Origin of the sequence: Longimicrobium sp., assembly GCF_036280135.1 — a bacterium.
Lineage (GTDB): Bacteria > Gemmatimonadota > Gemmatimonadetes > Longimicrobiales > Longimicrobiaceae > Longimicrobium.
In genome coordinates, this window is record NZ_DASURI010000297.1 from 1 (window position 1) to 4,266 (window position 4,266).

General features: G+C 71.9%; 2 protein-coding genes and 1 pseudogene. 1 reads left to right on the top strand and 2 read right to left on the bottom strand.

All coding sequences use genetic code 11. The annotated features are described in order from the left end of the window. Positions 1-1,150 (top strand): annotated as a pseudogene (locus tag VFZ20_RS09380) (hypothetical protein); the annotation flags it as partial. 619 nt (positions 1,151-1,769) lie between these two features. Here VFZ20_RS09380 and VFZ20_RS09385 read toward each other — a convergent pair. Further along, positions 1,770-3,236 (bottom strand): M56 family metallopeptidase, encoded by a 1,467-nt coding sequence (locus tag VFZ20_RS09385; protein ID WP_329683603.1) that lies wholly within the window; start codon positions 3,234-3,236, stop codon positions 1,770-1,772. Next, on the bottom strand, positions 3,233-3,610 hold the full coding sequence (locus tag VFZ20_RS09390; protein WP_329683604.1) for a BlaI/MecI/CopY family transcriptional regulator: 378 nt from the start codon (positions 3,608-3,610) through the stop codon (positions 3,233-3,235). Before VFZ20_RS09390 ends, VFZ20_RS09385 begins: the two co-directional genes overlap by 4 nt. Positions 3,611-4,266: the final 656 nt, after the last annotated feature.

Sequence of the window (4,266 nt, forward strand, 5' to 3'; positions counted from 1 at the left end):
GCCTCCTCCTCCGCCGATGCCGGTGGCCCCACCCGCGCCGGAGCAGGGCGCACGGGCGAACGTGGAGGGTGCGGTCGTCACGGGGCAGGGAACCGTCGCGGTCGCGACGCCACCGGTCGCGGCCAGCGCGCCGGAGCCCGCGCGCGAGCCGCTGCCGGAGTGGGTGGGCGCGCGCCGCTTTCGCCCGGGCGAGGCGGACAGCCTGCGCGCCGCGCTGCGGGCCGATCCGCGCGATCGCGCGCTGTACAACCAGCTGAGCGAGGCCCTGGCGGAATCGGAGCGCTGGGCGGAGCTGCGCGAGGTGGCGTACCAGTGGCAGCCCATGGACCCGGACAATCCGCAGGTCTACGAGAGCCTGGCCCTGGCCAGCCATCACCTGGGCCGCACGGCGGAGGCGTATCGCGCCACGGGCTCGCTGGTGGAGGTGGCGCCGTCGCGGCCGGAGATGCTGCAGCGCGCGGCCCTGCTGCTGTGGCGCGTGGGGGCTCGCGACGCGTGGGAGGCGCCCGCCCGCCGCGCCGTGGAGCTGCGCCCGGACCTGCCCAACCCGCGCCGCACGCTGGCGCTGCTGCTGTGGCAGTCCGGCCGTCCGCGCGAGGCGGCGGAGGTGCTGGAGGCGGCGCTGGCCACGCCCGTGGACCGGTGGTACGGCAACGCCGCGCAGGTCGTCCGCGACGAGCTGGGCTACGTCTACCGCGCCTGGATGCGCGCCGAGCCGGGGATGGCGGCCGACATCCGGCGCCGCGCCGAAGCGCACGGCGTGGAGCTGGGAGCCGGCCCGGACCGGCTGCGCATCACCATGACGTGGGACACGGACGGCAACGACGTGGACCTGCACGTGGTGGATCCGCGCGGGGCGCACGTCTTCTACGCCAGTCGCACGGCGCCCAGCGGGCTGCGGCTGCTGGAGGACATCGTCCAGGGCTTTGGACCCGAGGTGGTGCGCACGGACCGGGTGATCGCCGGCGCGTATCACGTGGGCGTGAAGTACTACAACGCGGGCCCCATGGGTGTCGCGCGCGGGATGCTGGTGGTGATGGAGCCGGACGGGGATGACGTGCGCGTGCGCATCGAGCCCTTCCGCCTGATCCCCGACCGTGGCGACGTGCAGCCCGTGTTCACGCTCTACCCGGCCGGCCCCGGCAAGTAGGTCTTCCACCGGGTGGATGAAGACGAGCCGCGGACGGCAGCCTGCCGTCCGCGGCTCGTGTCGTTTCACGACCGCGACGCGGTCCCGCCGTTCCTGCCCCGCGCTGTCATTCTGAGAGGCTGCTTGGAACCTGCGTCCGCGACGCGTCATCCTGAGGGAGCGCCGCGCGTAACGTGATCGCACGCAGAATTGTGGCGCGACCGAAGGATCTTGTGTGCGAGACTCAGAAACGGATTCCGCGCACGAGGGTCGCCCCCGAGCTTCGCGGGCAAGATCCTTCGTCGCCGCCATGGATCACGCACAAACGAGGGTTTACGCGGCGGCTCCTCAGGATGACGCTTCCGGGCGAGCTGAATGGAGGTGTGGGACCAAACACCTCTTGGGGCGCTTGCGCGGTGCACGCCCACACGCACGTCGGTGGTCTCCAACACAAAGCGGCGCCCTCGCATCCGCCTGGCCGGATGCGGGGGCGCCGTTTTGCCCGAAGGACCTGAACCACGAATCCGCCTGCCGCGATTCCGACCGGAATCAGCGGCAAGGCGGGGTGGACGCAGATCCCCCGGAACGGTGCCGGGCCGCCGCGGGACGGACCGGCACCTCCACGGAGATCAGCGCGGCGTCAGCGGTTCGCGGGCGCCTTGGTGGTCACGCGGATCACGCCGCTGGCCGCGCGCGGGTCGCTGTACAGCGCCGCGGCCGCGTCGCCCTTGATCACGTCGATGCTCTCGATGCGGTCGGGGTTCAGCGACTGCAGCGCCGCGTTGTCGCGCACCTGGCCGTCGATGATCACCAGCCCGTCGAAGCGCCGCGCCTGGGTCCCGGAGCCCGGCTCCTGCACGGCCAGCACGGGCCCGCCGGGCTGCCGCGTGGTGATGTCCACCCGCGGCCGGCTGCCGTCGGCGGGGAGACCGGCCGCCTCGCGCGTCTCCAGGCGGATGACGTTGGCGCCGCCCTCGGCGCGGTTCACGTCGATGCGGGCAATGCGTTCCGCGGGAATGGCGAGGGCCTCGGCGGCCGGGACCTGCGTTCCATCCACGACGTAGGTGACGTCGCCGGTGGCGCCGGGCTGCAGGGCCAGGGTGCGTGCCTGGAGGCCGCGGACGTCCATCCGCTCCACCTCGGCGGTGGTGGGCAGGGGGCTCTCGCAGGCGCCGGCCAGCAGGCCCAGCCCCAGCGTGGCGAACAGCGCGGCGCGAAGCCGGGCGGTGCGGGGAAGTACGACGTTCATCGCGCGAATTCTCCGTTCCAGGGTAGAGGGCGAGCCGGCGAGCGCCGGCGCACCCAGGGAAAGCCCGGGCCCGCGCCCGGCCATCTCGATCAGCAGCGTTCCGTATTCACGCCGCCGCACGCCGCGACGCAGCACCCGCGCGTCGCAGTCCAGCTCCACTGCGGCGCGCAGCCGCAGCAGCATCCACCACGCGGCCGGGCTCCACGGCACCAGCGCCGTAGCCACGCACCCCGCCGCCAGCACCAGCGGATCGCGGGCGCGCACGTGCTCGGCCTCGTGCAGCACCACCAGCCGCTGCTCCTCTTCCGGCGCCTCCAGCAGCCACGACGGCACCACGACCTCGGGATGGAGGACGCCCAGCACGGCCGGCCCCGTCCGCGGCGCCACCCGCACGCGCGCGTCCGCCACGTCGGCCATGGGCCACGTCCGCCGGGCCCGCCGCGCGCGAAGGATGGTGACCGCCGCGAGGGCCAGCACCGCCGCGCTCAGGATCATCCATCCAATACCCAGCGCCGTCCCCGCCGGCCCCTCGCCCATCCGCGCCGCCGCCCGCAGCGGATGTGAGACGGCGTCCCGCGCGGACATCAGCGCCGCCGCGAGCGAAGCGCCGATCCCCTCCTGGCGGATGCCCGCCGCGCCGGCCGGCTGAGCCGATTCGGCCATCTTCACGCTGATCTCCATCGGCTTCGCGATCCGGAGCGGCGCGGCGGCCACGAGGGCCACGGTGGCGGCCAGGGCGCCCAGCCACAGAAAGCGGACGGGGCCGCCGCGCTGGCGCACCATCTCTTCCAGCAGCCACGCGCCGGCGGCCACCAGCACGCTCACCAGGAGCGCGTACAGCATCCACGAGGCGATCACGATTCCTCCTCGTCCAGGCGCTGGGCCAGCAGGCGGCGCATGCGCTCCAGCTCCTCGCGCTTGAGCCTGCGGTCGCTCACGAGCTGCGCGAACAGCAGCTCGGCCGATCCGCCGAACACGGCCTCGCGGATGCGGGCCAGGGCGCTGCGGCCGGCGTTCTCGGGCTCCACGGTGGGAAAGTAGCGGTACGCGCGCCCCTCGGATTCGTGGCGCACGAAGCCCTTTTCCTCCAGCGTCTGCAGGGCGGAGAGGACGGACGTGTAGGCCAGCTCCTCGTCCAGCCCCTCGCGTACCTCCGTCACTGTCCCCGATCCCGCGCGCCACAGGATGCTCATCACGTCCAGCTCGCGTGGTGTAAAGCTGATCTCGTCCATCCGTCGTCTCCGCTACGGGTTCTTCCGTAGGTTAGCACGCTGCTCGATTCCTGTCAACTGCTTTTTCCGTAGATAGCGGGAACGGCAACCCCTAACTGCATTTCTCACGCAGAGGGAGCAGAGGCAGCAGAGTACCCCATCCCCAGCCAGGGCCGAGTTTTACGCGCGGTGGCGAGGTGTTGCCGGCTATAACGGCAGAGTACCCCGGCTCGCGCTGAACCGGGGTACTCTGCGCCTCTGCGGCTCTGCGTGAGAAGCAGTTGCGGTTTGTCGTTCAGCCGATCAACCGCCTGAGCCGAAGCCCACGCCCGCCGCGCTCGTTGCCTGGCCTGACTGCGTCGTCGTGGAATCCGTCCGGTTGCCTGAACCCAGGATGAGCCCGTTCTGACTGGCCGCGGGATCGGACGGGGCCGCGGTGGGAGCGGATGACAGGTCGCTGCAGCCAGTGGCGGCGGCGCAGGCGAGCACGAGGGTCAGCAGGCGGATTCTCATCGGGATTGCGGGAGCGCGTGTGGAGTTTGTTCTCGTTTACCCTGTCAACTTACCCCACCCTCACCTTATTTGCCATACAATCGCACTATCCGCCGTGCGCTTCCATCAGTCTGCTCCTGCCCTGATCGCGCACAGGCCGCAAACGAAGCAGAGTACCCCGGCTC